This window comes from Thalassobaculum sp. OXR-137 (assembly GCF_034377285.1).
Taxonomy (GTDB): domain Bacteria; phylum Pseudomonadota; class Alphaproteobacteria; order Thalassobaculales; family Thalassobaculaceae; genus Thalassobaculum.
The window spans coordinates 2145512-2170297 of sequence record NZ_CP139715.1 but is presented as its reverse complement, the minus strand read 5'-3'; the positions used below and the strand labels follow the sequence as shown (position 1 = coordinate 2170297).

Sequence of the window (24786 nt, the reverse complement as noted above, 5' to 3'; positions counted from 1 at the left end):
CAGCTCGACCGACCGCGGTCTCGACCACGGTTACGGAACGCCCCGGACTCAGGAAAGCCAACGCGTCATGGAAGTCCTTTTCGTCGTCATTCTGGTGCTGCTCATGGCCGGGGCTCTCGCCTCGGGCTTCCCGGTCGCCTTCGCGCTTCCGGGCTCGGCCATCATCAGCATCGTGCTCGCGGCCGCCGCCGGCTTGCTTGCGACCGGAAATCCGGACGCCTTCTTCGCCCAGGGCGGGCCGACCAACTGGCTCAGCGCCGGCGTCACCAACTTCCGAGGAATATACTGGGAGGTTGAACGCGACACGCTCATAGCGATCCCGCTCTTCGTGTTCATGGGGATCATGCTGCAGCGCTCGAAGATCGCCGAAGATCTGCTGGTCTCCATGGCGCAGCTCTTCGGTCCGATCCGCGGCGGCCTCGGCATCTCGGTGGTGTTCGTGGGCGCGCTGCTGGCGGCGACGACCGGCATCCTGGGCGCCACCGTGGTGGCGATGGGCCTGATCTCCCTGCCGGCGATGATGCGGAACAACTACGCCAACTGGCTGTCCACCGGCACCATCGCCGCCTCGGGCACCCTGGGGCAGATCATCCCGCCGTCCATCGTCCTCATCATCCTGGCCGACCAGCTCTCCAACGCCGTCGACCAGGCGAGCAGCCTGCGCACCAACCTCTACAAGGCCGCGACCGGCGAATTCTCGATGCCGAGCGAGTTCGCGGTGACTTCCACCAGCGCCGGCGACATGTTCATGGGCGCGCTGATCCCGGGCCTGGTCCTGGTCGGCCTGTACATGCTGTTCATCTTCGTGGTGGCCTTTATCCGCCGCGACATCGCCCCGCCGGTGCCGTTCGAGGGGTCGTACGACCGTAACTTCGCCATCCGCGTCACCCTCGCCCTGGTGCCGCCGCTGACCCTGATCTTCGTGGTGCTGGGCTCGATCATCACCGGCATCGCGACGGTGAACCAGGCCGGTGCCATCGGTGCCGTCGGCGCCACGGTGATGGCCGGCTACCGTCTGTACGAAGGCAAGTCCCGCGCCTACTGGCCGGCGATCCTGGCCGGCGGTTCGGTGATCGCCATCCTGGTCATCACCAGCGTGTGGGAAGTCAACATCCGCGCGATCCACGGCCCGTCCGAGCAGCTCGCCGTCACCCTGGCGATCGTCGCCACCGTGGTGTTCCTGATCGGCGTGGTCTGGAGCCTGAAGCGGACGTATCAGACCCAGGAGACCCTCCAGGGGGTCATGATGGAGACTGCGAAGACGACCTCGCTGGTGTTCATCATCCTGCTCGGTGCCGCCATGCTGACCTCCGCCTTCCGCGGCTTCGGCGGCGAGGAGCTGGTCAAGGAGTTCCTGCTGGGCATGCCGGGCGGATTCTGGGCCCAGTTCATCATCGTCATGGCGGTGATCTTCGTCCTCGGCTTCTTCCTCGACTTCATCGAGATCGCCGTGGTGGTGGTCCCGATCGTGGCGCCGATCCTCCTGGCCGACCCGTCCGCCAACATCACCGCCGTCTGGCTCGGCGTGATGATCGGGCTGAACATCCAGACCTCGTTCCTCACCCCGCCCTTCGGCTTCGCCCTGTTCTACCTGCGCGGTGTCGCTCCGGCGGCGGTGAAGACCCTCGACATGTACAAGGGCGTGGTGCCGTTCATCACCCTGCAGCTCATCGCGCTGCTGATCGTCGGCGCCAATCCGCCGCTGGTGAACTACCTGCCGACCCGCCTGTCGCTGTTGGGCGAGACGGCGCCGCCGCCGCAGAACCCGCGCCTGCAGGCCTGCATCGAGGACTACATCCACCAGGCGTTCCAGGAGGACGGCAACGAGATCCGCGCCGCGATCCAGACGGCCAAGGGCTGGGATCTCACCGGCGTTCCGAGGCCGATCGCCAGCGAGGTGACAAAGGCGGTCACAACGGCCGAGGGGGCGTTCCAGGCGCTCGACGAGGCCCGCGCAACCACCGCGGCGATCGATGCCGCCGCCGGTGACTACGATCCGATCCGGACCGAGGTGCGCCGGATCGAGGCCGATCTTCGTCGCAATGCTGAGGAACTGGAAGCCACGACGCGGCGTGTCGGCCAGCTTCAGCGCCAGTCGCCCGACGACGTCAAGGTCATCGAGCGTCTGCAGAAGCGGGCCGAGGAGCTGAGCGCGGAGAAAGCGGTCCTGGAGGCCGAAATGCCGGAGGCCTGGGACTCGGCCCATGACGAGTTCAAGAAGCTGCTCGCCGCGGAGAAACGCGCCTATCTGAACTACCGCCGCGTGGTGGACAGCTCCTACGAGCCGATCCTGGTCTTCATGCGGACCCTGCGCGGCGCCGACGACCTCGTTGCCCTGCAGGACGACATCAAGGGCCTCGGCGAGATCATCCGCACCAGCGACCCGGAAAAGGCGATGGAGGAGATCCAGGCCGTCGAGGGTCGGGCCGGCGACATCGAGGGTGCGGGCGATATCCGCTCCGCCCTGTCCAAGGCCCGCCGCGAGCTGCGCAGCACGAATACGCGGCAGCCGGACGTGGCCAAGGCCCTGGAAGAGCATGCCGAGGCGGTCGCCGCCCTGGAGGCCGACATCGCCTGGCGGGTCAAGGCCGCCGACGCGCTGCTGCCCCAGGTCGAGGCCTACGAGGACGCGATCGACGACACCATCGGTCTGCGCCAGCAGCCGAGGCTGCCCCGCGAGGCCGCACTCTTCGTCGCCTCGTGCAGCGCGGCGCACCGCAACATCTCGCTGAACTTCTGACGACGGAGGCCGGGCGGGTCCGTCCCGCCCGAGCCCTCCCAGCCACCAAGACAGATGCCCCGGTCGGATCCGACCGGGGCATTTTGCTGTCCGCCGGCAGCACTCTCGACGTCCCAACTCCTTGGGGGCAGGATAGGCGTAACAAAACGCGCTTCCGGGGAGGAACGATGGCATCGACATTCGTCGAGGTGGACGGCTGTGTCCTGCATGTGCGGGAGGACGGCCCGAAGAACGGCCCGGTTCTGCTGTTCTCGAACTCGCTCGGCACCGACCTGCGGATCTGGGATGCGGTGGTCGATGCCCTGAGCGACCGCTGGCGCTGCATCCGCATGGACAAGCGCGGCCACGGCCTGTCGGCCCTCGGCTCCGCCCCCGTCACCCTCGAGCGCTATGCCGCCGACGCACTGGGCGTGATGGACGCCCTCGGGGTCGACCGCGCCGTGATGGTGGGCGTGTCCATCGGCGGCCTGATCGCCCAGGCCACCTATGCCGCGAGGCCCGACGCCTTCGCCGGCCTGATGCTGTGCGATACCGCGGCGAAGATCGGGGCCGCCGACCTCTGGCAGCAGCGCATCGACATGGTGCGGACCGACGGGCTGGAGGCGATGGCGGACACGGTCCTGCAACGCTGGTTCGCCCCGGCCTTCCACCGCGACCGCGCGGTCGACCTCGGCGGTTATCGCCAGATGCTGACCCGCACCCCGGCCGAGGGCTATGCCGCCGCCTGCGCCGCCCTGCGCGACGCCGACTACACCGCGAAGGCCGCCGCGATCGCCGTGCCCTGCGTCGTGATCTGCGGGGCGGAGGATGGCGCGACCACCCCGGAGGTGGTCTCCGCCTTCGCCGCCACCGTGCCGACCGCCCGATATGTCGAACTGCCGGATGTCGGGCATCTGCCGAGCATCGAGGCGCCCGATACGGTCGTGTCCCATCTCAAAGCCCTGCTGAAGGAGGTGAACCATGGGTGACGCAACGCTCATCACCCCACGCGACTGGACGGCCCATCCGCCGCTGATCCACCCGGACTACAAGTCGACGGTGAAGCGCGGACCGACGAAGCCCCTGGTGCCGATCAAACAGTCCCTGTCGGAGCTGACCGGCCCGGTCTACGGCCATGAGTCCCTGGCGCCGCTGGACAACGACCTGACCAAGAACGGGGCGAAGAACGGCGAGGCGCTGGGGGAGCGGATCGTCGTCACGGGCCGGGTGCTCGACGAGCTCGGCCGTCCCCAGCCCAACGCGCTGATCGAGATCTGGCAGGCCAATGCCGCCGGCCGCTACATCCACAAGGCCGACCAGCACGACGCGCCGATCGACCCGAACTTCTTCGGCGGCGGCCGGACGGTCACCGACGCCGAGGGGCGCTACACCTTCCTCACCATCAAGCCCGGGGCCTATCCCTGGCCGAACCACGCCAACGCCTGGCGGCCGAACCACATCCACCTGTCGCTGTTCGGCCCGACCTTCGCCAGCCGGCTGGTGACCCAGATGTACTTCCCCGGCGACCCGCTGCTGGCGCTCGACCCGATCTTCCTCGGCACGCCGGAGAGCGCGCGCGACCGGCTGGTCGCCGACTTCTCCCTCGACGTGACCCAGGAGGGCTTCGCGCTCGGATACGTCTTCGACATCGTGCTGCGCGGCCCGAAGGAAACGCCGATGGAGGCCGGCCGATGAGCGATCTGAAACAGACCCCGTCCCAGACCGTCGGCCCGTATTTCGCCTACGGCCTGACGGCGCGGCAGTACCACTACCCGCAGACCTCGGTCGCCGACGGGACGATGGCCGGCGAGGATGTGGCGGGGGAGCGCATCCGCGTGGAGGGCCGCGTGTTCGACGGCGACGGCGCGACCGTGCCCGACGCCATGATCGAGATCTGGCAGGCCGACGCCCAGGGCCGCTTCGCCCATCCGGCCGATCCGCGCAACTCCAACACCGGTTTCAGCGGCTTCGGGCGTTTCGGAACCGGAACCGATCCGCAGCATCGTTTCATCTTCGATACGATCAAGCCGGGGGCGGCGGCCGAGGGCGAGGCCCCGCACCTGAACGTCATCGTGTTCATGCGCGGGCTGTTGACCCACGTCTACACGCGGATCTACTTCGCCGACGAGGCCGAGGCGAATGCCGCCGACCCGGTTCTGTCGGCCGTCCCGAAGGATCGCCGCGGGACGCTGATCGCGCAGCGCGAGGGCAATACCTACCGGCTCGACATCCACATGCAGGGCGACCGGGAGACGGTGTTCTTCGAGGTTTGACGGGGCTGTCGGGGTATCCACCCAGCTCCGTCATCCTGACGCCCGTCAGGATCTGCGGTGCACCGGCGCTAGAACCATGATCCTGATTTGCATCAGGATGACGGTAAGAAAGAAGCCCCGCCGGTCTCCCGGCGGGGCTTCGATGTTATGTTCCGAAGCTCTGGAGAGCTTAGGAAGCCGACAGATTGCCGGCGAAGACCTTGTTGCGGCGCGGGTCGGACTGCAGCTCGTACGAGATCTTCTGGCCCTCGTTCAGGCTGTGCATGCCGGACTGCTCAACGGCGCTGATGTGCACGAACACGTCCGCACCGCCATCGTCCGGCTGAATGAACCCATAACCCTTGGTGGTGTTGAACCACTTAACCGTACCGGTGGCCATAACGTCGCTCCTTTCATATTGACGTTGATTGGTATTCCGTCCGCTGGCTCAGGCGCGCACTGGCACCGGAGAGCGGAATTCCTTGTCCTTGCGGACGCGGGGCGTGCCGCCGGCGATCCGGGCGACGCCGGCGTCCAGCGCCTCGCCGCTCGACCGCTTCGGACGGGCGTCGCCGCCGTTCGGCTGCTGCTTGCCGCGCGTATCGCCCTTGGGCGCCTGCTTGGGGCGGTTGTCGGCCTTGGCAGCCTGCTTCGGGCGACCCTCGCCAGCACTCTGGCTCGAGCGGCCATCGCCGTTCGCCTGCTTCGCGCGACCGTCGGCGTTGCTCTGCTTCGGGCGGCCTTCGCCGCCGGACGCCTGCTGCGGACGGCCGGAGCCGGCCGTGCGGGTCGCGCCGCCCCGGCGTCGGCTGCGCTTCGCCTTCGGCTGGCCCGAACCGGCGGAGCGCGGCTTAGGCGCATCCCGGTCGATGGGCTCGCCGGTGGTCAGGGACCGGCCGATCAGCCGCTCGATATCGGTGAGCAGCTCCTGCTCCTCCGCATCGACCAGTGACACGGCCACGCCCTCGGCGCCGGCCCGCGCGGTGCGGCCGATCCGGTGGACGTAGCTTTCCGGCACGTTCGGCAGTTCGTAGTTCACCACATGAGTCACGCCGTCGACATCGATACCGCGGGCGGCGATGTCGGTGGCGACCAGGATGTTCGACTTGCCGGTCTTGAAGGCGTCCAGCGCCCGCTCGCGCTGACCCTGGCTCTTGTCGCCATGGATCGCCTCGCTGGGCAGGCCCGCATTCACCAGATGGCGCGCCACCCGGTCGGCGCCGCGCTTGGTGCGGGTGAAGACGATGGCGCGGCCGACGGCCGCATCGCCCAGGATCTTCGCCAGCGCATTGCGCTTCTCGGATCGCTCGACCCGCACGATGCTCTGCTGGATCCGCTCGATCGGGGTCGAGGCCGGGGTCACCGCGATCTCCACCGGATCGGCGAGGAAGTCTTCGGCCAGGGCCCGGATCTGGGTCGGCATGGTGGCCGAGAACAGAACGGTCTGGCGGGTCTTCGGCGTCATCGCCAGGATGCGGCGCACCGCCGGCATGAAGCCGAGGTCCAGCATCTGGTCGGCCTCGTCCAGCACCACCACGGCGGTGTCGGTCAGCTTGATCGCGCCGGAGGCGATATGGTCGAGCAGACGGCCAGGCGTCGCCACCAGGAAGTCCAGACCCTGCGCACAGGCGCGGATCTGCGGTCCCGGCTTGGCGCCGCCGACGACCACCGTCGAGCGCGGCCGCACGTTCTTGCCGTAAACCCGGACCGCGTCATGGATCTGGGCCGCCAGCTCGCGGGTCGGCGACAGCACCAGGACACGGGTGCCCTTCGGCTTCGCCGTACCGCCGAGAGCCGCCAGGCGGCTCAGCAGCGGCAGCACGAACGCCGCGGTCTTGCCGGTACCCGTCTGGGCGATGCCGACGACGTCGCGGCCTTCGAGAACCAGGGGGATGGCTTTGGCTTGAATGGGAGTGGGAGTGTCGTAGCCTTCGGCCACAACGGCCCGAAGGACGGTCTCGGCAAGGCCGAGGGTCTTGAAGTCTGTCAAAATAAGTCTTTCGTTCTAACCGATCGGACTAAGCCGCTCGGCTATCAATTCCTGTAAGCAAGCATGCGCGGAACAGCCGGCCGATGATGCGCCTTCAGACCGAAGGAGCGAGGTGATGGCCATTCCGCTTAACGTAGTCATAAGGGCGTCCATCCGACTGTGCCAACATTGCGGATTTCCGTCACGTCCACGCTTGGCACCGTCTCTTGCATCGCAACATGGGCATTGCCGTGGGGAATGCAAGAAAATTCTTAAAAGCCGCGGAAATCGGCCGCGCCGCCCTGCGGTGCCGGCCCAAGGCGCCTTGAAATTCGGCGCGAAATCGCTCCAGGCTCGTATAGGCAGAAAATTACTGGGGAAACGCGGAATTGTCGGGCGAGACGGGCGGTCATTATGTTTTCCTGAACGAAGCAAACGATCTCGGGCGGCGCGAGGTGCCGGAGATCTGCCTCGATCCGCCCGACGCAGACCGACGGGCGATCCATGACCGGGCCGCCGGTTTCGCCGATACGCATTTCCGCAGCACCCTGGAGGCAGCCGAATGACCGGCCCCATCCTCGCCCCGATCCTGATAGCCGATCTCGGCGGCACCCATCTCCGCTTCGCCCTCACCGACGGGCAGACCACGCGGGAGGAATCGTCGATGGAGGGCAACCGGTTCGCCACCCTGGAGGATGCCGTCGGCGCCTATCTCGCCAAGATCGGCCCTGGAATCCGACCCGATAGGGCGATCTTCGCCGTGGCCGGACCGTCCGATGCCGAGACCATGGTGTTCACCAACCGCGACTGGACCGTCCCCGTCGCCCCGCTGCGCGACCGGTTCGAGCTGACCCAGCTCGCTGTGGTCAACGACTTCGCCGCTGTCGCCTATGCCCTGCCCCAACTGACGGAAGCCGACTACCGCACGGTCGGCGCCGACCGGCCGGCGCGTCCCGGTCCCATGGTCGCCATCGGTCCTGGCACCGGCCTGGGCGTCGGCCTCGTCGTGCCCGACGGGGCAGGGATCCGGGTGATTCCCGGCGAAGGCGGCCACGCCACCCTGCCGGCACAGAACGGGCTGGAGGAGCGGGTCATCGGCTATCTGCGCAACCTGCACGGCCATGTCTCCGCCGAGCGCGCCCTCTCCGGCGCCGGCCTGGCGGACCTGCATGACGCCGTCTGCGCGGTGGAGGACCTGCCGGCCCGCCGGCTCGACGCCGCCGCCATCGTCGCCGACGGGGCGACCGATCCCGGCTGCCGCGAGGCCATCGGCCTGTTCACCGACTTCCTCGCCACCGTCGCCGGCGACCTGGCCCTGACCGCGGCGGCCAGCGGCGGAGTCTATATCGCCGGCGGCATGGTGCCGAAGCTCGGCGACCTGTTCGACGGCGGTCGCTTCCGGCGCCGCTTCACCGCCAAGGGGCGCCTCGCCGGCTATCTCGACCCGATCCCCGTGCGGCTGATCACCCACCATGAGCCGGCGCTGCTCGGCCTCAGCCGCTCGGCGGAGAGCATCCTGACACGCGATCTGGACACTTCTGTCTAGACACAGATCCGCACGCGCGATTAGCCTTCCCCGGTCCGCTACCAGTCCGGGAGGGTCCGCCCATGAAATCCCAATATCGCGCGGTGATCATCGGCGGGGGCGTGGTCGGCGCCAGCGTGCTCTACCACCTCACCAAATTCGGCTGGACCGACATCGCGCTGATCGAGCGCGCCGAGCTGACCGCCGGCTCCACCTGGCATGCGGCGGCCGGCTTCCACCCGCTGAACGCCGACCCGAACATCGCCGCCCTGCAGGCCTACACGATCAAACTCTACAAAGAGATCGAGGAGGAGAGCGGCCAGGCGGTCGGCGTGCACATGACCGGCGGGGTCAGCATCGCCTCCAAGCCCGAGCGCTGGGAGTGGCTGAAATCGGCCTGGGCGGTGTTCCAGACCATGGGCGTGGACGAGGCCCGGCTGCTGACGCCGGAGGAGATCCGCGAACTAAATCCCATCGCCGACCTCTCCGACGTGATCGGCGGCCTCTACGACCCGCATGAAGGCCATCTCGACCCCTACGGCACCACCCATGCCTATGCCGGGGCGGCGAAGAAGCGCGGTGCCGACGTCATCCTGCGCAACCGGGTGATCGAGCTGAACCCGCGACCTGACGGTAGCTGGGACGTGGTGACCGAGCAGGGCACCATCATCGCCGAGCATGTGGTCAACGCCGCCGGCCTCTGGGCCAAGCAGGTCGGGCTGATGGCCGGGGTCGACCTGCCGGTCACGCCGATGGAGCATCACTACCTGGTCACCGAGCCGATCCCGGAGCTGGAAGGCCGGGACCGCGAGATGTGCATGCTCACCGACCTGGAGGGCTTCACCTATTCGCGCCAGGAGCGCGGCGGGCTGCTGGTCGGGGTCTACGAGCTGACGCCGAAGCACTGGAACATGGAAGGTGCGCCCTGGGATTACGGCATCGAGCTGATCCCGGAGGATATCGACCGCATCGCTCCGGAGCTCGCCAAGGGGTTCGAGCGCTATCCGGTGCTGAACGACACCGGCATCCGCAAGTGGGTGAACGGCGCCTTCACCTTCGCGCCGGACGGCAACCCGCTGGTCGGGCCGGTGCCGGGCGTCCCGAACTACTGGCTCGCCTGCGGGGTGATGGCCGGGTTCAGCCAGGGCGGCGGCGTCGGCAAGTCGCTGGCCGAATGGATGATCCATGGCGAGCCGGAGGCCGACGTCTTCGGCATGGACATCGCCCGCTTCGGCAAATGGGCCTCCAACCGCGAATACCTGCGCCAGACGACGGGCCAGTTCTACTCGCGCCGCTTCGTCATGGCCTACCCCAACGAGCAACTTCCCGCCGGCCGTCCCCTGCGGGTGTCGCCGAGCCACGACGCCCATGTGGCGGCCAACGCCCGGTTCGGCGTGAGCTGGGGATTGGAGGTGCCGCTGTTCTTTGCGCCGTCGACGGAGTTCGAGGAGACGCCGACCCTGAAGCGCTCCAACGCCTTCGACATCGTCGCCGCCGAGACCAGGGTAGTGCGCGAGGGGGTGGGGCTGCTCGATACCTCGGGCTATTCCCGCTACGAGATCAGCGGGCCGGGAGCGGCCACGTGGCTGGACCGGATGCTGGCCTGCCGCCTGCCCGCCATCGGCCGGGCGAAGCTGGCGCCGATGCTGTCGCCCACCGGCCGGCTGATGGGCGACCTCACCGTGTTCAACTGGGACGGCGAGACCTTCTGGCTGATGGGCTCCTACTACCTGCGCCAATGGCACATGCGCTGGTTCGACAGCCATGCGGAAGCGGGGGTCAGCGTCCGCGACATTTCCGACGCCTGGACCGGCTGGCTGGTCTCCGGCCCGAACGCCCGCGCGCTGATGGAACGGGTGGTGGTCAACGACAGCGTCGCCGCCGACGACTTCCGCTTCATGGCCTGCCGCGAGATGGATATCGGCCTGACCCGGGCGAAGGTCGGCCGGCTCTCGGTGCTGGGAGAGCTGGGCTACGAGATCAACGTGCCGGCACCGGAACACCGGATGCTACGCGACACCCTGGTGGTGGCCGGCGAGGGACTGGGCCTGGCGCCAGTCGGCGGATACGCGGCCAACGCCATGCGGCTGGAGAAGAGCTACGGCGTGTGGTCGAGCGAGTTCACCCAGGCCTATACGCCGGGCATGACGGGGCTCGATCGCTGGATCGCCTTCGACAAGCCGGGTTTCGTCGGTCGCGACGCCGCGCTGAGGGAGAACGAGGCGGGGATGCTAGGCCAGCCGCTGGTGACCCTGGCGGTGGAGTCCGACGGCGCCGACGCGCGCGGCTTCGAGCCGGTCTGGACCGATGGCCGGCGGGTCGGGTTCGTGACCTCCGGCGGCTACGGGCATTCGGTGGGCATGAGCCTCGCCATGGCGCTGGTGGACAGCGACGTGGCGGTCGAGGGCGCCGCGGTGGATGTGCACGTCGTCGGCGAGAAGCGCCCGGCCCGGGTCATCGCCGACAGTCCGTACGACCCCAGCGGCGCCAGGCTTCGGGGGTAGCCGGGATGGGCACGGTCACGCCTGCAAGCGGGTCCCGGCCTGACTCCGGGACCTGGGAACCGTCCGCATCCCCCTATCTCACATTCCCCGGACTTGTTCCGGGGCAATCCTTGAGGCGTGACGGAGCGGTGAACACCTCGCCGCGGTCGAGAGGATCCGGTCCTGCTCCACAGGACAAGCGGCATGTGTCCCGTCACGCTGCGCCGATTGCCCCGGAACAGGTCCGGGGAGTGTTTCGGGTTAGCAATCCTCACTCACTCCCTGTCACGGATTTAATCCGGGATTGTGCCACGGCCCATCGTGACCGCCGCCGGAATCTCAAACGAGCCGTACCGATGAAAGGACCGCCCCCATGACCAGAACTGCAGATGCCGTCATCATCGGTGCCGGGGTGATCGGCGCCGCCATTGCCTTCGAACTCGCCAAGAAAGGCTGGAAGACCCTTACCGTCGACCGCAACGCCCAGGCCGGCCACGGCTCTACCAGCGGATCCTGCGCCATCATCCGCACCTACTACTCCACCCTCGACGGCACCGCCTTCGCCTGGGAGGGCTACCACTACTGGCGCGACTGGGCCGACTACCTAGAGGCGGCCCCAAAAGACCTCGCCCGCTTCCGGGAATGCGGCGCGCTGGTCATGAAGACCCAGGGCAACGACTTCATGGCCCGGCATATGGAAAACGCCGACATCCTCGGGGTGCCCTACGAGGACTGGAGCCCGGAGCAGATCCAGGCCCGCCTGCCGGGCACCAGCATGGCGCAGTTTCACCCGGCAAAGGCGGGCACCGATCCCGAGTTCGGCCAGCCCACCGGCAGCGACCTGCGCGGGGCGGTGTTCTGGCCCAAGGCCGGCTATGTCACCGACCCGGCGCTGGCCGCCCAGAACCTCGCCGACGCGGCCAAGGCCAAGGGTGCCGACTTCCTCTACGGCGCCATCGTCACCGAGATCCTGAACCATGAAGGCAAGGTAACCGGCGTCCGGCTCGCCGACGGCTCGGAGATCCACGCCCCCGTCGTGATCAACGTCGCCGGCCCCGCCTCCTCGCGGATCAACGCGCTGGCCGGCGTTACCGGGGAGATGACCATCACCACCCGCGCCCTGCGCCAGGAGGTGGTCCACGTCCCCGCCCCCGCCGGGCTCGATTTCGAGCGCGACGGCATGGTGCTGTCGGACAGCGACATCGCCGTCTACTGCCGGCCGGAACACGGCAACAACATTCTCATCGGCAGCGAGGACCCGCCCTGCGACGCACCTGTCTGGGTCGAGGACGACACCGACTACGACCGCGAGTTCTCGGAGCAGTGGCGGGTGCAGGCCCTGCGCTACGCCCAGCGCCTGCCGAGTCTCGGCATCCCCAGCCGGATGAAGGGCGTGGTCGACCTCTACGACGTCACCGAGGACTGGATCCCGATCTACGACAGGACCTCGCTGGGCGGCTACTACATGGCCTGCGGCACCAGCGGCAATCAGTTCAAGAACGCCCCGGTCGCCGGAAAAATGATGGCGGCCCTTGTCGAATACGGCGCAGCCGGACACGATCACGACACCGCCCCGCTCTCCTTCCGCCTGCCGTATCTCGGCCGCGACATCGATGTCGGCTTCTATTCCCGCAAGCGCAGCATCAACCAGGAGAGCAGCTTCTCGGTCCTGGGATGAGGATTTCGCAGTGAATAACGCCGGCCCGCCCCCGAACCCGCGACTGACCCATACCAAGGCGACGCGGGAGGACTGGATCCGGGCCGCCCTCGACACCCTGATCAGCGACGGGGTGGACAGCGTGAAGGTGCTGACCCTGGCCGACCGGCTGGGTGTGTCGCGCTCCAGCTTCTACTGGTATTTCCGCAACCGCGACCGGCTGCTGGACGCCCTGCTGGCCCATTGGCAGGACACCAATACCCGCGCCGTGGTCGAGCAGGCGGCCCTGCCGTCCACCTCGATCGTCCAGGGGGTGACCCATATCTTCCGCTGTTGGGTGGATGAGAGCCTGTTCGATCCGCGCCTGGATTTCGCGGTGCGAGACTGGGCGCGGCGGTCGGAGGCGGTGCGCGCCGTGCTGGACAAGGCCGACGAGACCCGCGTCGCCGCCATCGCCGGCCTGTTCCGCCGCCACGGCTGGGCGGAAGGCGAGGCCTTCGTGCGCTCCCGCGTGCTGTATTTCATGCAGATCGGCTATTACGCCCTGGACCTCGGCGAGACCCTGGAGCAGCGCAAGGCCGTGACCGCCCACTACCTGAAGGCCTTCACCGGCCAGGACCCGACCCCGGAAGAACTGGACCCGTACCTCGCGTGGATGGACGAGATGGCTGCGCGTTAGGCGCAGAGCTCCAACTCGTAGCGCTCGGCATGTTCCCGAAGCAGACGGCCGATCCGGACCTCTCCCCGCTGCACAGCGATATTCGCCTGCCGGATCAGCTCGGCCTCGATCGCCTCCGCCATCGAGAGCGTTCCCCGCCGAGCGAGCCACCGCGCGACATCCGCCCAGTCCCAGAACGGGCTGTCGGAGGTAATGCGGGCGATCGGTGCCGGAAAGGCCTCGCCCCGCTGGCCCCGGTGGTAGTTGGAGATCGCGGCCCGGGTCATGCCCGCGCGCTTGGCGATATCGGAGATGCTGACGAGCGGGTCCGGTTCGATCCGCTCCACCCGGGCGCCCGTCGACGCCACGCTTTCTACGGCCGAGGCCAGGGCCCGGTCCAAGCTCTCGGCCTCCCGCGTGAAATCGACAACCACATGGCCGTTCTGGAAGGACACCAGCGCATCGTCGCAGCCGCCCTCGTAAAACCGCGCCTCGAATTCCTCCGCCTGCGGGTCGAGGCCGGAGGCAATCACGCTGAACTCAAACGCCGTCATCGGAGCCTCCGTCGGGTCGATGGGGACACCGCGCCACGGCCCGCAGGATCTGCCGGGCATGGACATCGGCACTCCTGGGCGTTCCGTTGACCCCGATCTGGCATCCCCGCTGGTCGTGCAGGGGACAATAGAGCCGCCCCCAATGTCCCTGGCGTCGGCATGTCCACCCGAGGTCTTCGGCATGCCGGATGGCCGCCTCGACTTCCTTGTTCGGATGCCGCGATCGCACCATCACCGGCCACCAGAATGAGCAGATCGTTGACAAATGTCAACACTCGACAACTGGCAGCAATCCGGCATCGCCACCTCCGCAGAACACCCCTGCGGAAGCCATGGAAGGATTAGCGGCGGATCGGCGCGACCCGGACTACCGGATGATTTTCCAGTAGGTGTCCTTCTTGGTCACCTTGCCGCCCTCGAACTCCCAGAGGTCGCAGCCGAGATAGGCGAAGGGCTCGCCGCCTTCGGGCGTGCCCTTGACCACCCATTCGGAGATCGCCTTGCTGTCGTCGACGATCCAGTGGCGGATGTCCTCCCAGCGCATGTCGGGGATCTGCTTGTAGCGCTCGCTCAGCACCTGGCCGATCTCCGCCTTGCCGTGACAGACCCGGCCCTCCGGCGGCGTCGGGCCGCTGGCCATGACCCACACGCAGTCCTCCACGAAATGCGACAGGATCCCGTCGACGTCGTGGCGGTTGAATCCGTCCTGGATCTCGTCCAGCAAGGCGATGGTGATCACTGCGGCCATGGGTCCCTCTCCTTTGGCGTTGAATGCTGCGGGTCAGCGCTGTCCGATATCCTTCAGATCGAAAGGCGTGGTCTGGTAGATCTCGTTGATCCAGTTGCAGAACAGCAGGTAGGCCTGACTGCGCCACCGGTTCTCCGGCGGCAGCGACGGATCGTTGTTCGGGAAGTAGTCGTGCGGCACGTCGATCGGCTTGCCGCTCTCCACGTCTCGGAAATACTCCTCGCCGAGCGACAGCGAGTCGTATTCGATGTGGTTGAACATGTGCAGCGACCGGCATTTCGGGTCGTCCAGCAGGCACAGCCCGGTGTCCTTCGACTCCACCAGCACCTCCATCCCGCTATCGGCCGGAATGTCCTCGGAGCGGACCTCGGTCCAGCGCGACACCGGGATCACGAAATTGTCGGAGAAGCCGCGCAGGTAGCGCGAGGTGCTGTCCAGCGCCTGATGCCGGAACACGCCGAACGCCTTCTTCGGCAGGTCGTATTTCGGCATGCCGTGGAAATGGTGGACGGCGGCCTGGGCCCCCCAGCAGATATTGAGGCAGCCGTGCACGTTGGTCTGGGTCCAGTCGAAGATGCGGCGCAACTCGTCCCAGTAGGTGACCTCCTCGTACTCGAGCTGCTCGATCGGCGCACCGGTGATGATGAACCCGTCGAACCGCTGGTCCCGGATGTCCTCCCAGTTCTGGTAGAACGAGATGATGTGGTCGCTGGAGGTGTTGCGGGCGACGTGATTGGTGATCTTCACCAGCGTCAGCTCGACCTGCAGCGGCGTCGCACCGAGCAGCCGGGCGAACTGGGTTTCCGTGCGGATCTTGTTCGGCATCAGGTTCAGCAGGCCGATCCGCATCGGGCGGATGTCCTGGCGAATGGCGGTGGCCTCGTCCATGACCGCCACCCCCTCAGCCTCGAGCTGGGCGCGGGCGGGGAGATCGTCGGGGATCTTGATCGGCATCAGCGGCCCCCGCTCTCAGCGAGGGCCGACGCAGTCGATGACGATTGGGTCAATTTCTAACTCCGTTCCACATTGCGGCCGCGCGCCGGGACACCGAATTCGCGGTGACAGATCTCGGCGAGCCTGGCCATTCCTTCCTTGATCGTCTCCGCCGAGGGATGGGCGAAGCAGATGCGGATACGTCGCTTACCGGATTCCGGGTCCGCCGACCACTCCGCACCGGGGTTTACCGCAACGCCCTCGGCCGCGGCGACCTGGGCGAGGCGGGTGGTGTCGACCTCCGCCGGCAGGGTGACCCACAGGAAGATACCACCGGTCGGCCGCGTAAACTCGGCCGCCGTGCCGAACTCAGCCTCCAGCGCCTCGACCAGGGCGTCGGCCTTGCCCTTCAGGATCTTGTTCAGCGACCCGACATGGGCGTCGAAATCCTTTGCGAACTCGGCCAGCAGGAGCTGTTCCACCGCCCCGGTGCCGCCATCCGACTTCTGCGCCAGGATGCGGCTCAGCACCGGCCAGTCGGCGACCACATAGCCGACCCGGAGAGCGGGGGCGATCGACTTGGAGAAGGAGCCGCAGTAGACCACCCGCCCGCTGTCATCGAGCGCGCGGATCGCCGGCGGACGCTGGTCCGCATAGGGGCCGTCGAAGATCAGGTCGCAGTAGCAGTCGTCCTCAAAGATGGCGATGCCGTGCTTCTCGGCCAGCTTCAGCATCTCGTGGCGGCGCGGCAGCGACAGGACGGTGCCGGTCGGGTTCTGCACGGTCGGGATCGTGTAGATGAACTTCACCCGCTTGCCCGCCGCCTTCAGGCTGTCGAGCGTCTCGGCCAGCACGTCCATGCGCATGCCGTCGCCGTCGACCGGCACGCCGACCCAGTCGACGCCGAGCTTCTTCAGCTTGGTCATCGCCCCGCCGTAGCAGGCCTCCTCGATGATCACCGTGTCCCCCGGTTCCAGCAGGGCGTTGTTGACCAGGTCCATGGCCTGCAGCGAGCCGCCGGTGATCAGCACCTCGTCCGGATCGGTCTTCATCCCGGCTCGGCGCTCCAGGATCTGCGCCACCGCCTCACGCAGGGGACGATAGCCCTGCGGCCCGCTCTGCATCCCGTAGGTCGCCAGCGCATTGCCCTCCCGCAACAGCGCCCGGCTGACCGCGTCGGCCAGGACCTGCACCGGGATGCTGTCCCCGTCATTGTGGCCGCCGACGAAGTTGTACTTCGGGAACCCGCCGAACTTCCCGGCGGCGGGGGGCAGCTTGGGATTGAGCAGCGGGGCGAAATCGAAAGGCATCGGGTTTCCTCCGGGATGGTCTCGTTCGGACCGTTTCTTGGTTGTGGGTGCCGTTGGTTATTTGTTCGCGAAGCTGCCGCCGCGCGAGCCCATGCCGCCATCGACGGTCACGACCTGGCCGGTGAAGTAACTGGCCCGCTCGCTGACCAAGAAGGCGACGGTGTCGGCGACCTCGGGCACCGTGGCGGCGCGCTGGATCGGCATGCCGGACATGTAGCTCTGCCAGTTGTCCTCGCTGCCGCCGTCCTGCACCGCGCGGGTCTTCAGCAGGCCGATCAGGCGCTCGGTCTGGACCGGGCCGGGGCTGACGGCGAAGACGCGCACGCCGTATTCCAGGCTCACCCCGCCGACCGCCTTGGTGAAGGCGTTCAGCCCCGCGTTGCCGGTGGTGCCGGCCACGTAGTTGAAGTCGGTCTTGTCGGCCGCCAATCCGGTGACGTTGCAGATCACGCCATGGCCGCGCTGCTTCATGGCGGAGAAGAACTTGCGGGTCATGTTGATGTAGCCGAAGACCTTCAGTTCCCAGGCGTCGCGCCAGCGCTCCTCGACCATCGCCTCGATATCGCCAGCCGGGATGGCACCGGCATTGTTCACCAGAATGTCCGGGATTCCGCCGGCGGCCAGCTCGTCGATCACGCCGGGCGCGGTGATGTCGCAGGCATGGACCGCGACCGTGACCCCGTAGGCGTCGCGGAGCTCGGCGGCGGCTTGCTCCAGCATGTCGCCCGACCGCGCGGCCAGGCGCAGGTTGCAGCCCTCGGCCGCCAGGCTGTCGGCCACGCCGCGGCCGATCCCCTTCGACGCGCCGGTGATCAGCGCGGTCTTCCCCTTCACTCCCAGGTCCATGCAGGCCTCCCCGTCGGATTGCTTGTTGATTGGTCGGCAAGAATGGCAAAGCCCGGCGCCGCTGATAAGCGCCTATCCGCGGCGGGGCTTGTGGCGATCCGGCCACGGGTCGAATGGCGACGGTATTGCGGCGGCCGGCGCCATCATGCAGACCTGTTCGCACGCCCTACTGACGACCGGTTCCACCACCCCAAGGAAAGGCCCCCGATGCGTCGACTGCTGCTCTCCCTGCTCTTCGCCCAGATCCTTCTCGCCGGGCCGGCGGCGGCCGAAAGCCGGATCGTCTGCACCCTGATCGAGGAAGTGACCGCTCCCGGCGCCGAAGCGCCCCGAACGCTGGTCTCCGACGGCGACTGCGACACCCGATACTCCCCCGCCTCCACTTTCAAGATCGCGATCGCCCTGATGGGGTTCGACGCCGGCATCCTGACCTCGCCGAGCGAGCCGGAGATGCCGTTCCGCAAGGGCTATGTGGACTGGCGCGAGGCCTGGAAGCAGCCGACCGACCCGACCCGCTGGATGCAGGAATCCGTCGTCTGGTATTCCCAGCAGGTCACCAGCCGCCTCGGGCTGGAGCGGTTCCGGTCCTATGTGGACGGTTTCGACTACGGCAACCAAGACCTGAGCGGAGAACGGGGCGAGGATAACGGGCTGACCGACGCCTGGCTGAGCGCCTCCCTGAAGATCTCGCCGGCCGAGCAGGTGGCCTTCCTGCAGCGGATGCTGGCCGGCGAGCTGCCGGTGTCCCAGGCGGCGGTGGAGAACACGGCGGCGATCACCGATTACGGCGTGCGGCCGGGCGGCTGGCACGTCCACGGCAAGACCGGCTCCGGCCTGCCCCGCGACGACAAGGGAAGCCTGATGTGGGGCGAGCCGTTCGGCTGGTTCGTCGGCTGGGCCGAGCGCGACGGCCGCCGGGTGGTCTTCGCCCGGCTGGTGCAGGAAACCGAGAAGCCGGAGAAACCGGCGGGACCGAAAACCCGGGACGGGCTGTTCGCGGCCTATTTCGACCGGGCCGAGGCGATGCCGAAGTGAGGGGCGCTTCCGCGGAACCGCCCCCTCTCGCACTCCCCGGATTTATTCCGGGGCGAGGCCAGAGCCTGCGCGTCAGAGGTCGATCACATGGAAACCTTGCCCCGGAATAAATCCGGGGAATGCAGATGTACCGGCTTCAGGGTCTCATCTCGCGCTCCCTGGACTGGTTCCGGGAGTGAGAGAGGGAAAAGATCCGGGCGAACCCCTACTCACGCTTCTCCGCATAGCGCCGGGCGAAATTGTCGACCAGTTCCACCGTCAAGGTCCCGATCGCGCGGTCGAGCACGTGGTGGGAGACCAGCAGCCGTTCCTGGTCATACAGGCTGGTCACCCGGAAACTGCGATCCTCCGAAACCTCCAGAGAGCTGACCCGGACCTGAAGCACGCCGACACAGGACAGGTCCTTGCGATACTGTCCCGTCGCCGAGGGGGAGCCGATCGCGAAGAGCACGAGATTGAGCGGTGCCCGGTCGTCGACGGTGATGCCGTAGCCTGTCAGCGTCCCGGCGATGTGGTCGACGGTTCCCTCCCGGTCCGCCCAGCAGCCGCCGCTGACATTGTCCTCCACCGCGATGGAGAGAGACAGTTTGTCCTTGGGACCGCCGAACCACAGGAAGTCGGCGAACGCCGGCCGCGCGCCCAGGCCGACGAGCGCCGCGGCGAGAACCCCTGCGCCGAGAATTACCGCCAGGATGTGAGATATGCGCATGCCGTCAGGTCCTCCCCTGCCGGTTGCCCCGCTTTCCCGTCGTCCGGAGGACAGTGTAGCGGACCCGCCGCCGCCGCTCCAGACGCCGGTATTCCCGGGCTGCGCCTCAGAACTTGCCGAACTTCAGGTAGGCCTGCTCCGGATCCATGCCCTCCAGAATCGCCTTGCGCATGTCGCCCTCGGTGGAGACCACCTTCTCGGTCTCGGCCACCACCTCCTCGGCGATTTCGCCCGGGATGATCACCACCCCGTCCCGGTCGCCGATCAGCCAGTCGCCGGAGCGTACCGTCACCGTCCCGATGGTGATCGGCTCGCCCAGGGCGTCATAGGTCCAGCGCTCCACGATATCGGCCGGGGTGTTGAGTTCGCAGAACACCGGGAAGCCCATGTCGAGGATAAAGTCGGTGTCCCGGCAATGGCCGTCCACCACATAGCCGCGGGTGTCCTTCACCGTCAGCGCCTGGGCCGACAGCTCCCCCATCAGCGCCACCGCCTTGGTGTTGGGCTGGCAGACCAGAACCTTGCCGCCCGGCACCCGCGACAGCACGCGGGACCAGCGCAGCAGCGTCTCGTGCCGGCTCAGAGTCTGATCGATATGACCGGAGATGGTGTAGATCTCGCCCGCCACCCGCTTGGTCGGATCGAGCGCCCTGATGGTCGGCGGCAGAACCTGGTTGCCGTACCCCATCACCCGCAGCACATCGTGCACGGCGCTGGCGTAACAGCCGAGCAGCCGATCGGCGAGATCCGCCATCTTCCTCTCCCTCGCACAGGCGGCTTTCAGTCCGCCATTGGTTGTCTTTAGAGTAGCCGCGTCGAACAACGCGAACAGGAGTGTGGCGCATGGAGCCGAGCGACGTCAAAACCGCAGAGGACGTTCTGGCATTGGTGGACGAACGGGCGCTCACCCATGTGAAGGTCGGCGTTTTCGACATCGACGGGATCTTCCGCGCCAAGTGGATGGCGCGCGACAAATTCGCCAGCGCGTTGAAGGGCGGGTTCGGTTTCTGCGACGTGGTGCTCGGCTGGGACAGCAACGACCAGCTCTACGAGGACCCGGCGGTGGACGTCACGGGCTGGCATACCGGCTATCCGGACGCCGAGGTGCGTCTGCTGCCGGACACCGCCCGCGACGTGGCCTTCGAGCCGGATATGGTCATGGTGCTGGGCGAGTTCGCCGGCAAGTGGGAGGGGGTCTGCCCGCGCGGCACCCTGCGCCGGGTGCTGAAGAAGGCCGACGACATGGGCTTCGCCGTCAAGGCGGCGGCCGAGTACGAGTTCTTCCTGTTCGACGAGACGCCCCATTCGGTGCGTGAGAAGGGCTACCGGGACCTCAAGCCGCTGACCCCCGGCTTCTTCGGCTATTCCGGCATCCGCTCGTCGGTGCATGCCGACCTGCACCTGATGTTCCTGGAGATGTGCGAACTGATGGACTTCCCCGTGGAGGGGCTGCACACGGAGACCGGCCCGGGGGTGATGGAGGCAGCGATCAAGGTGGACGACGCCCTGGTCGCCGCCGACCGGGCCGCCCTGTTCAAGACCTTCACCAAGGTGTTCTTCCAGCGCCACGACATCATGGCCAGCTTCATGGCCAAGTGGTCGATGGACTATCCGGGCCAGTCCGGCCACATCCACACCTCCCTGACGACCAAGGACGGCGCCCCAGTCTTCCACGACCCCAAGAGCACCTACAGCATGTCCGACACCATGCGCTGGTTCGTCGGCGGCCAGCAGGCGCTGATGCCGGAGCTGCTGTCGATGACCGCGTCGACGATCAACTCCTACACCCGGCTGATCCCCGGCTTCTGGGCGCCGACCCATGCCAATTGGGCGGCCGACAACCGCACCACCTCGCTGCGGGTGATCGAGGGCTCGCCCAAGTCGCAGCGGGTGGAGTACCGGGTGGCGGCGGCCGACGCGAACCCGTATCTGGCGATGGCGGCGGCGATCGGCTCCGGCCTGTGGGGCATCGAGAACAAAGTCGAGCCCGGCGAGGGCGTGACCGGCAACGCCTACGCCAAGAAGTTCCCGGCCAAGGCCGCCCTGCCCGGCTCTCTGGGCGAGGCGGCGGCCCGGCTGAAGCGGTCGAAAGCGGCACGGGACCTGTTCGGCGACGCTTTCGTCGACCACTTCTCCGCCAGCCGGATGTGGGAGGAGCGCGAGTACCGCCGGCACGTGACCGACTGGGAGTTGGCGCGGTATTTCGAGATTATCTGAGGCGGGGGCACGCGCCCTCCGGTAATGGCTGGGAACGGCCCTTCGACACAGCCCCCGGACCTTCGTCCGGGGTCCTGCTCAGGGCGAGGTCTTTCTTGCTGGCGGGGTCTTTATTGCTGGCGAGGCCTTTATTGCTAATGAATGACCTCGCCCTGAGCAGCCCCGCCAGGGGCGTGTCGAAGGGCCAGCCGCCGGCTCGACCTCCGTCATCCTGTCACTGATGAAATCCAAGATCGTTTCAGGACCTCATCTCGGCCGATCGCCGCGAGGTCCCGAAACAAGTTCGGGATGACGTCCTTTAAGTGAAGGGCTACCCCAGCGCCTTCATCAGCCGCTTGGCGAAACCATCGAGCGAGGCCTTGTCGATCCAGCGCAGCACGCAGACCAGATCCAGCTCCGGGTCGATCCAGATCACGTTGGAGCCCACGCCCATGGCGAAGTAGCTGGTCCGAGGGGCGCTCGGCACATGGCGGCCGTCGCCGTTCAGCCACCACAGATAGCCGTAGCTCGGGTTGAGCTCGCAGGGCGTCGTGCAGGCGTCGATCCAGTCCGGCGAGAGCAGCGGCACCCCGCCCCACATGCCCCGGCGCTGCATCAGCAGGCCGACCCGGGCGTGGTCGCGGGCGGAGATGAACAACCCGCCGCCCCAATGGGCGCCGCCGGAGACCGACTGCATGGGCTGGCCGTCGACCTCGACCCAGGAGTTAATGTAGCCGTTCCAGCTCCAGGTATCCGACGCACCGATCGGATCCATGATCCGGGTCTTCAGCACCTTGGGCAGCGGCTTCTTGTGGACCTGCAGCAGCGACAGGGACAGCCGGTTCACCCGCACGTCGTTGTATTCCCAGAACGCGCCGGGGGCGGCCAGGTCGCGGTGGGTGCCCTTCTTCGACGGGGTGCCCGGCGGCAGGGACAGGTCGCGGTTGCGGTCCACCAGATCGGGCTTGGAGAACAGGGTGCCCTCCCATTCCGAGGTGTTCTGCAGGAAGTGCTTCCAGGTACAGGTTTTGTTCTGGGCGGCGTCGAAGCCGCCGTCCTCGACCAGCGCGCCGACCGGGTCGTCGACGTCGGGAATCAGTCCGTCATCGACCGCCAGACCGGCAACGATCGAGAGATACGACTTGGTGCAGGAAAAGGTGATGTCGGCGCGGTCGGTGGGGCCCCATTCGGCCAGGATCCTGCCGCCCTTCAGCACCAGGCCGGCGGCCGGGCCGCGCGGGGCGGTGGGGCCGATGATATCGCCCAGGGGAGGCGGCTCGGAGAAGTGACCACCCTCCAGCGCCTTGGCGATGTCGCGGTTCATCTTCGACTCGTGGTCGACGGCGAAGGTCACCGCCTCCTGCAGCGCGGCCGCATCGGCCCCCGCCTCGTCGGCCTCGATCCGGGCCCAGTCGTCGCCGGCACCCGGCACGTAGTCGGTCATGCGATCTCTCCCAATGGGTTCGGCCGCGATGCTACCGATCTTTGGCGCCGCGCCAAGCCATGGAATTGGGTTGGGCGATCGATGGGAACATGAATGATCGTCATCCCGAACCCGTTTCGGGACCTCGCGGCGGGTGGCCGATTTGAGGTCCCGAAACGAGTTCGGGATGACGGGAAAGATGGCGCTAACGCGTCTCCGCCAGATAGGCGACCGCCGCGTCGACGCCGCCCTCGCCATGGGGGATGCCCTGCCGCTTGAGCTGCATCTCCACCGTGGCGAGGCAGCCGAGAATCATCGGCTCGTTCAGGTCGCCCAGGTGGCCGATGCGGAAGACGCTGCCCGACAGCCGCGCCAGCCCGCCGCCCAACGCCACATTGCTCTCCGACAGCACCTTGCCCCGGAACACGTCGGCGTTGAACCCGTCGGGCATGCGCACCGCCGTCACCGAATTGGACAGGGAGGCGTCGTCCCGGCCGTACAGGGTCGGACCGTTGCCGCGCCCCCAGGCCCGCACCGCGCTGCGGGTCGCCTCGGCCAGCCGGGCGTGGCGCGCGAAGACGTTGTCCAGCCCCTCCTCCAGCAGCATCTTCAGACCCTCGCGCATGGCGAAGAACAGGTGGCTCGGCGCGGTGCCGGCAAAGCGCAGACGGCCGTTCTCCAGCGCCTTGATGCCGTCCCAGTCGAAATACTTGCGCGGCAGCTTGGCGCTCTCGCTCGCCGCCATCGCCTTTGCGCTGACCCCGGAAATGCCGAGCCCGACCGGCAGCATCAGCCCCTTCTGCGAGCCGGCCACGGCGACATCCACCCCCCACTCGTCCATGCGGAAATCCATGGAGGCGAGCGAGGAGATGGTGTCGACCATGAACAGGGCCGGATGCCCGGACGCCTTGATGGCCTTGCCGATGGTCTCGACGTCGTGGGCGATGCCGGTGGAGGTCTCGTTATGGACCACGCAGACCGCCTTGATTGCATGGTCCTTGTCGTCGGCCAGCGCCTCCGCCACCCGGTCGGGGTCGAAGGCCCGGTCCCAGTCGTTGGCGAGGGTCACGATCTTCAGCCCCATGGCCTCGGCCATGTCGGCCCAGGATTCCGAGAACCGGCCGGTCTCGCACATCAGGATCGTGTCGCCCGGCGAGCAGGTATTGGTCATCGCCGCTTCCCACGACCCGTGGCCCGAGGCGGCATAGACCATAATCTCGCCCTCGGTCTTCAGGATCTTGGCCAGGTTCTCCTTGCACTCGACCTGGACCTCCCAGAATTCCGGGGTCATGAAATCCAGGGCGGGGCGGTGCATCGCCTGAAGCACCCGGTCCGGAATGTTGGTCGGACCGGGGATGTTCAGAAACTGGCGGCCGGGCTGTCGCGACATGCGTCTACTCCAAGGTTAATCAACGCCTTCCACGAGAATCGCATTGGCCACGCTGCAGGACTGGCGCAGATCCTTGGGGCCTTTGTATTCCTCGCTGTGGTACCAGGCCTTCGCCTGCTCGTAGCTCGGGAACTTCAGGGCGACCATACGGCCGAGGGGCTCCGCCCCTTCCAGCTTCTCGAATTTGCCGCCGCGGACCAGATACTCGCCGCCATACTGCGCAATGGTGGCCGGCACCTGGGCGCGATAGGCCTCGAAGGTCTCCTGATCCTTCACGTCGACCTGCACGATCACGTATCCGAAAGCCATGTCCTGTTCCTCCTCGCTGAGTTTCATGTTGGCGCATTCGCGGACGCCGCGCGCGCAAGACAATCTCATA

23 protein-coding genes are annotated in these 24786 nt (G+C 67.3%); 11 read left to right on the top strand and 12 right to left on the bottom strand.

What is annotated here, in order from left to right:
* Window positions 1-67: 67 nt before the first annotated feature.
* From T8K17_RS10160 to pcaG, 4 genes are all read left to right on the top strand, one after another.
* On the top strand, window positions 68-2740 hold the full coding sequence (locus tag T8K17_RS10160; protein ID WP_322334392.1) for a TRAP transporter large permease subunit: 2673 nt from the start codon (window positions 68-70) through the stop codon (window positions 2738-2740).
* Between the two features lie 167 nt (window positions 2741-2907).
* A complete protein-coding gene (gene pcaD / locus T8K17_RS10155; RefSeq protein ID WP_322334391.1) occupies window positions 2908-3708 on the top strand; it encodes a 3-oxoadipate enol-lactonase in 801 nt (266 codons plus the stop codon).
* Window positions 3701-4414, top strand: a complete 714-nt coding sequence (gene pcaH / locus T8K17_RS10150; protein WP_322334390.1) for a protocatechuate 3,4-dioxygenase subunit beta — start codon at window positions 3701-3703, stop codon at window positions 4412-4414. Before pcaD ends, pcaH begins: the two co-directional genes overlap by 8 nt.
* Window positions 4411-4992: a protocatechuate 3,4-dioxygenase subunit alpha gene (gene pcaG, locus T8K17_RS10145; RefSeq protein WP_322334389.1), complete on the top strand. Its 582-nt coding sequence runs from the start codon at window positions 4411-4413 to the stop codon at window positions 4990-4992. Before pcaH ends, pcaG begins: the two co-directional genes overlap by 4 nt.
* Window positions 4993-5161: 169 nt before the next feature.
* Here the strand turns inward: pcaG and T8K17_RS10140 are convergent, their stop codons facing one another.
* Window positions 5162-5371, bottom strand: a complete 210-nt coding sequence (locus T8K17_RS10140) for a cold-shock protein (protein WP_322334388.1) — start codon at window positions 5369-5371, stop codon at window positions 5162-5164.
* A 48-nt stretch (window positions 5372-5419) separates the two neighbouring features.
* Entirely contained in the window at window positions 5420-6961 is a 1542-nt protein-coding gene (locus T8K17_RS10135; RefSeq protein ID WP_322334387.1) for a DEAD/DEAH box helicase, read from the bottom strand.
* A 368-nt stretch (window positions 6962-7329) separates the two neighbouring features.
* On the opposite strand from T8K17_RS10135, the gene T8K17_RS10130 reads away from it, so the two are divergent.
* From T8K17_RS10130 to T8K17_RS10110, 5 genes are all read left to right on the top strand, one after another.
* Complete coding sequence (locus tag T8K17_RS10130) at window positions 7330-7506, top strand: hypothetical protein (RefSeq protein ID WP_322334386.1); 177 nt, start codon at window positions 7330-7332, stop codon at window positions 7504-7506.
* Window positions 7503-8486, top strand: coding sequence for a glucokinase (gene glk, locus T8K17_RS10125; protein WP_322334385.1), 984 nt, complete (start codon window positions 7503-7505; stop codon window positions 8484-8486). The genes T8K17_RS10130 and glk overlap by 4 nt, the downstream gene beginning before the upstream one ends.
* A 62-nt stretch (window positions 8487-8548) precedes the next feature.
* Window positions 8549-10969 (top strand): FAD-dependent oxidoreductase, encoded by a 2421-nt coding sequence (locus T8K17_RS10120; protein WP_322334384.1) that lies wholly within the window; start codon window positions 8549-8551, stop codon window positions 10967-10969.
* 352 nt (window positions 10970-11321) lie between these two features.
* Window positions 11322-12626 (top strand): FAD-binding oxidoreductase, encoded by a 1305-nt coding sequence (locus T8K17_RS10115; protein ID WP_322334383.1) that lies wholly within the window; start codon window positions 11322-11324, stop codon window positions 12624-12626.
* A 10-nt stretch (window positions 12627-12636) separates the two neighbouring features.
* Window positions 12637-13284, top strand: coding sequence for a TetR/AcrR family transcriptional regulator (locus T8K17_RS10110; protein ID WP_322334382.1), 648 nt, complete (start codon window positions 12637-12639; stop codon window positions 13282-13284).
* Here T8K17_RS10110 and T8K17_RS10105 read toward each other — a convergent pair.
* From T8K17_RS10105 to T8K17_RS10085, 5 genes are all read right to left on the bottom strand, one after another.
* On the bottom strand, window positions 13281-13817 hold the full coding sequence (locus T8K17_RS10105; RefSeq protein WP_322334381.1) for a hypothetical protein: 537 nt from the start codon (window positions 13815-13817) through the stop codon (window positions 13281-13283). The two genes, T8K17_RS10110 and T8K17_RS10105, sit on opposite strands and share 4 nt — an antisense overlap.
* A gap of 367 nt (window positions 13818-14184) precedes the next feature.
* Window positions 14185-14565, bottom strand: a complete 381-nt coding sequence (locus T8K17_RS10100; RefSeq protein ID WP_322334380.1) for a nuclear transport factor 2 family protein — start codon at window positions 14563-14565, stop codon at window positions 14185-14187.
* 33 nt (window positions 14566-14598) lie between these two features.
* Complete coding sequence (locus T8K17_RS10095; protein ID WP_322334379.1) at window positions 14599-15519, bottom strand: homoserine O-acetyltransferase/O-succinyltransferase family protein; 921 nt, start codon at window positions 15517-15519, stop codon at window positions 14599-14601.
* 56 nt (window positions 15520-15575) lie between these two features.
* Window positions 15576-16808 (bottom strand): PLP-dependent aminotransferase family protein, encoded by a 1233-nt coding sequence (locus T8K17_RS10090; RefSeq protein WP_322334378.1) that lies wholly within the window; start codon window positions 16806-16808, stop codon window positions 15576-15578.
* A 57-nt stretch (window positions 16809-16865) separates the two neighbouring features.
* The gene (locus T8K17_RS10085) at window positions 16866-17654 is read right to left on the bottom strand and encodes a short-chain dehydrogenase/reductase (protein WP_322334377.1); all 789 of its coding nucleotides are present in this window, start codon (window positions 17652-17654) and stop codon (window positions 16866-16868) included.
* Window positions 17655-17861: 207 nt separating this feature from the next.
* On the opposite strand from T8K17_RS10085, the gene blaOXA reads away from it, so the two are divergent.
* Complete coding sequence (blaOXA, locus tag T8K17_RS10080) at window positions 17862-18689, top strand: class D beta-lactamase (protein ID WP_322334376.1); 828 nt, start codon at window positions 17862-17864, stop codon at window positions 18687-18689.
* 205 nt (window positions 18690-18894) lie between these two features.
* Here the strand turns inward: blaOXA and T8K17_RS10075 are convergent, their stop codons facing one another.
* Window positions 18895-19398, bottom strand: coding sequence for a hypothetical protein (locus T8K17_RS10075; protein WP_322334375.1), 504 nt, complete (start codon window positions 19396-19398; stop codon window positions 18895-18897).
* A 106-nt stretch (window positions 19399-19504) separates the two neighbouring features.
* On the bottom strand, window positions 19505-20152 hold the full coding sequence (locus T8K17_RS10070) for a hypothetical protein (RefSeq protein ID WP_322334374.1): 648 nt from the start codon (window positions 20150-20152) through the stop codon (window positions 19505-19507).
* An 89-nt stretch (window positions 20153-20241) separates the two neighbouring features.
* Here T8K17_RS10070 and T8K17_RS10065 point away from each other — a divergent pair, with 89 nt between their 5' ends.
* On the top strand, window positions 20242-21615 hold the full coding sequence (locus T8K17_RS10065) for a glutamine synthetase (protein ID WP_322334373.1): 1374 nt from the start codon (window positions 20242-20244) through the stop codon (window positions 21613-21615).
* A gap of 310 nt (window positions 21616-21925) precedes the next feature.
* Here T8K17_RS10065 and T8K17_RS10060 read toward each other — a convergent pair whose 3' ends face one another.
* The 3 genes from T8K17_RS10060 to T8K17_RS10050 form a co-directional block, all read right to left on the bottom strand.
* Complete coding sequence (locus tag T8K17_RS10060; RefSeq protein ID WP_322334372.1) at window positions 21926-23038, bottom strand: serine hydrolase; 1113 nt, start codon at window positions 23036-23038, stop codon at window positions 21926-21928.
* Between the two features lie 184 nt (window positions 23039-23222).
* Window positions 23223-24407 (bottom strand): pyridoxal-phosphate-dependent aminotransferase family protein, encoded by a 1185-nt coding sequence (locus tag T8K17_RS10055; RefSeq protein WP_322334371.1) that lies wholly within the window; start codon window positions 24405-24407, stop codon window positions 23223-23225.
* A 15-nt stretch (window positions 24408-24422) separates the two neighbouring features.
* Window positions 24423-24716 (bottom strand): DUF1330 domain-containing protein, encoded by a 294-nt coding sequence (locus T8K17_RS10050; protein ID WP_322334370.1) that lies wholly within the window; start codon window positions 24714-24716, stop codon window positions 24423-24425.
* Window positions 24717-24786: the final 70 nt, after the last annotated feature.

Bases quoted from the DNA above. Each gene is read 5' to 3' on its own strand.
- T8K17_RS10160 (WP_322334392.1), top strand. From the start codon at position 68: ATGGAAGTCCTTTTCGTCGTCATTCTGGTGCTGCTCATGGCCGGGGCT.
- pcaD (WP_322334391.1), top strand. From the start codon at position 2,908: ATGGCATCGACATTCGTCGAGGTGGACGGCTGTGTCCTGCATGTGCGG.
- pcaH (WP_322334390.1), top strand. From the start codon at position 3,701: ATGGGTGACGCAACGCTCATCACCCCACGCGACTGGACGGCCCATCCG.
- pcaG (WP_322334389.1), top strand. From the start codon at position 4,411: ATGAGCGATCTGAAACAGACCCCGTCCCAGACCGTCGGCCCGTATTTC.
- T8K17_RS10140 (WP_322334388.1), bottom strand. From the start codon at position 5,371: ATGGCCACCGGTACGGTTAAGTGGTTCAACACCACCAAGGGTTATGGG.
- glk (WP_322334385.1), top strand. From the start codon at position 7,503: ATGACCGGCCCCATCCTCGCCCCGATCCTGATAGCCGATCTCGGCGGC.
- T8K17_RS10120 (WP_322334384.1), top strand. From the start codon at position 8,549: ATGAAATCCCAATATCGCGCGGTGATCATCGGCGGGGGCGTGGTCGGC.
- T8K17_RS10115 (WP_322334383.1), top strand. From the start codon at position 11,322: ATGACCAGAACTGCAGATGCCGTCATCATCGGTGCCGGGGTGATCGGC.
- T8K17_RS10105 (WP_322334381.1), bottom strand. From the start codon at position 13,817: ATGACGGCGTTTGAGTTCAGCGTGATTGCCTCCGGCCTCGACCCGCAG.
- T8K17_RS10100 (WP_322334380.1), bottom strand. From the start codon at position 14,565: ATGGCCGCAGTGATCACCATCGCCTTGCTGGACGAGATCCAGGACGGA.
- T8K17_RS10095 (WP_322334379.1), bottom strand. From the start codon at position 15,519: ATGCCGATCAAGATCCCCGACGATCTCCCCGCCCGCGCCCAGCTCGAG.
- T8K17_RS10090 (WP_322334378.1), bottom strand. From the start codon at position 16,808: ATGCCTTTCGATTTCGCCCCGCTGCTCAATCCCAAGCTGCCCCCCGCC.
- T8K17_RS10085 (WP_322334377.1), bottom strand. From the start codon at position 17,654: ATGGACCTGGGAGTGAAGGGGAAGACCGCGCTGATCACCGGCGCGTCG.
- blaOXA (WP_322334376.1), top strand. From the start codon at position 17,862: ATGCGTCGACTGCTGCTCTCCCTGCTCTTCGCCCAGATCCTTCTCGCC.
- T8K17_RS10075 (WP_322334375.1), bottom strand. From the start codon at position 19,398: ATGCGCATATCTCACATCCTGGCGGTAATTCTCGGCGCAGGGGTTCTC.
- T8K17_RS10070 (WP_322334374.1), bottom strand. From the start codon at position 20,152: ATGGCGGATCTCGCCGATCGGCTGCTCGGCTGTTACGCCAGCGCCGTG.
- T8K17_RS10065 (WP_322334373.1), top strand. From the start codon at position 20,242: ATGGAGCCGAGCGACGTCAAAACCGCAGAGGACGTTCTGGCATTGGTG.
- T8K17_RS10060 (WP_322334372.1), bottom strand. From the start codon at position 23,038: ATGACCGACTACGTGCCGGGTGCCGGCGACGACTGGGCCCGGATCGAG.
- T8K17_RS10055 (WP_322334371.1), bottom strand. From the start codon at position 24,407: ATGTCGCGACAGCCCGGCCGCCAGTTTCTGAACATCCCCGGTCCGACC.
- T8K17_RS10050 (WP_322334370.1), bottom strand. From the start codon at position 24,716: ATGGCTTTCGGATACGTGATCGTGCAGGTCGACGTGAAGGATCAGGAG.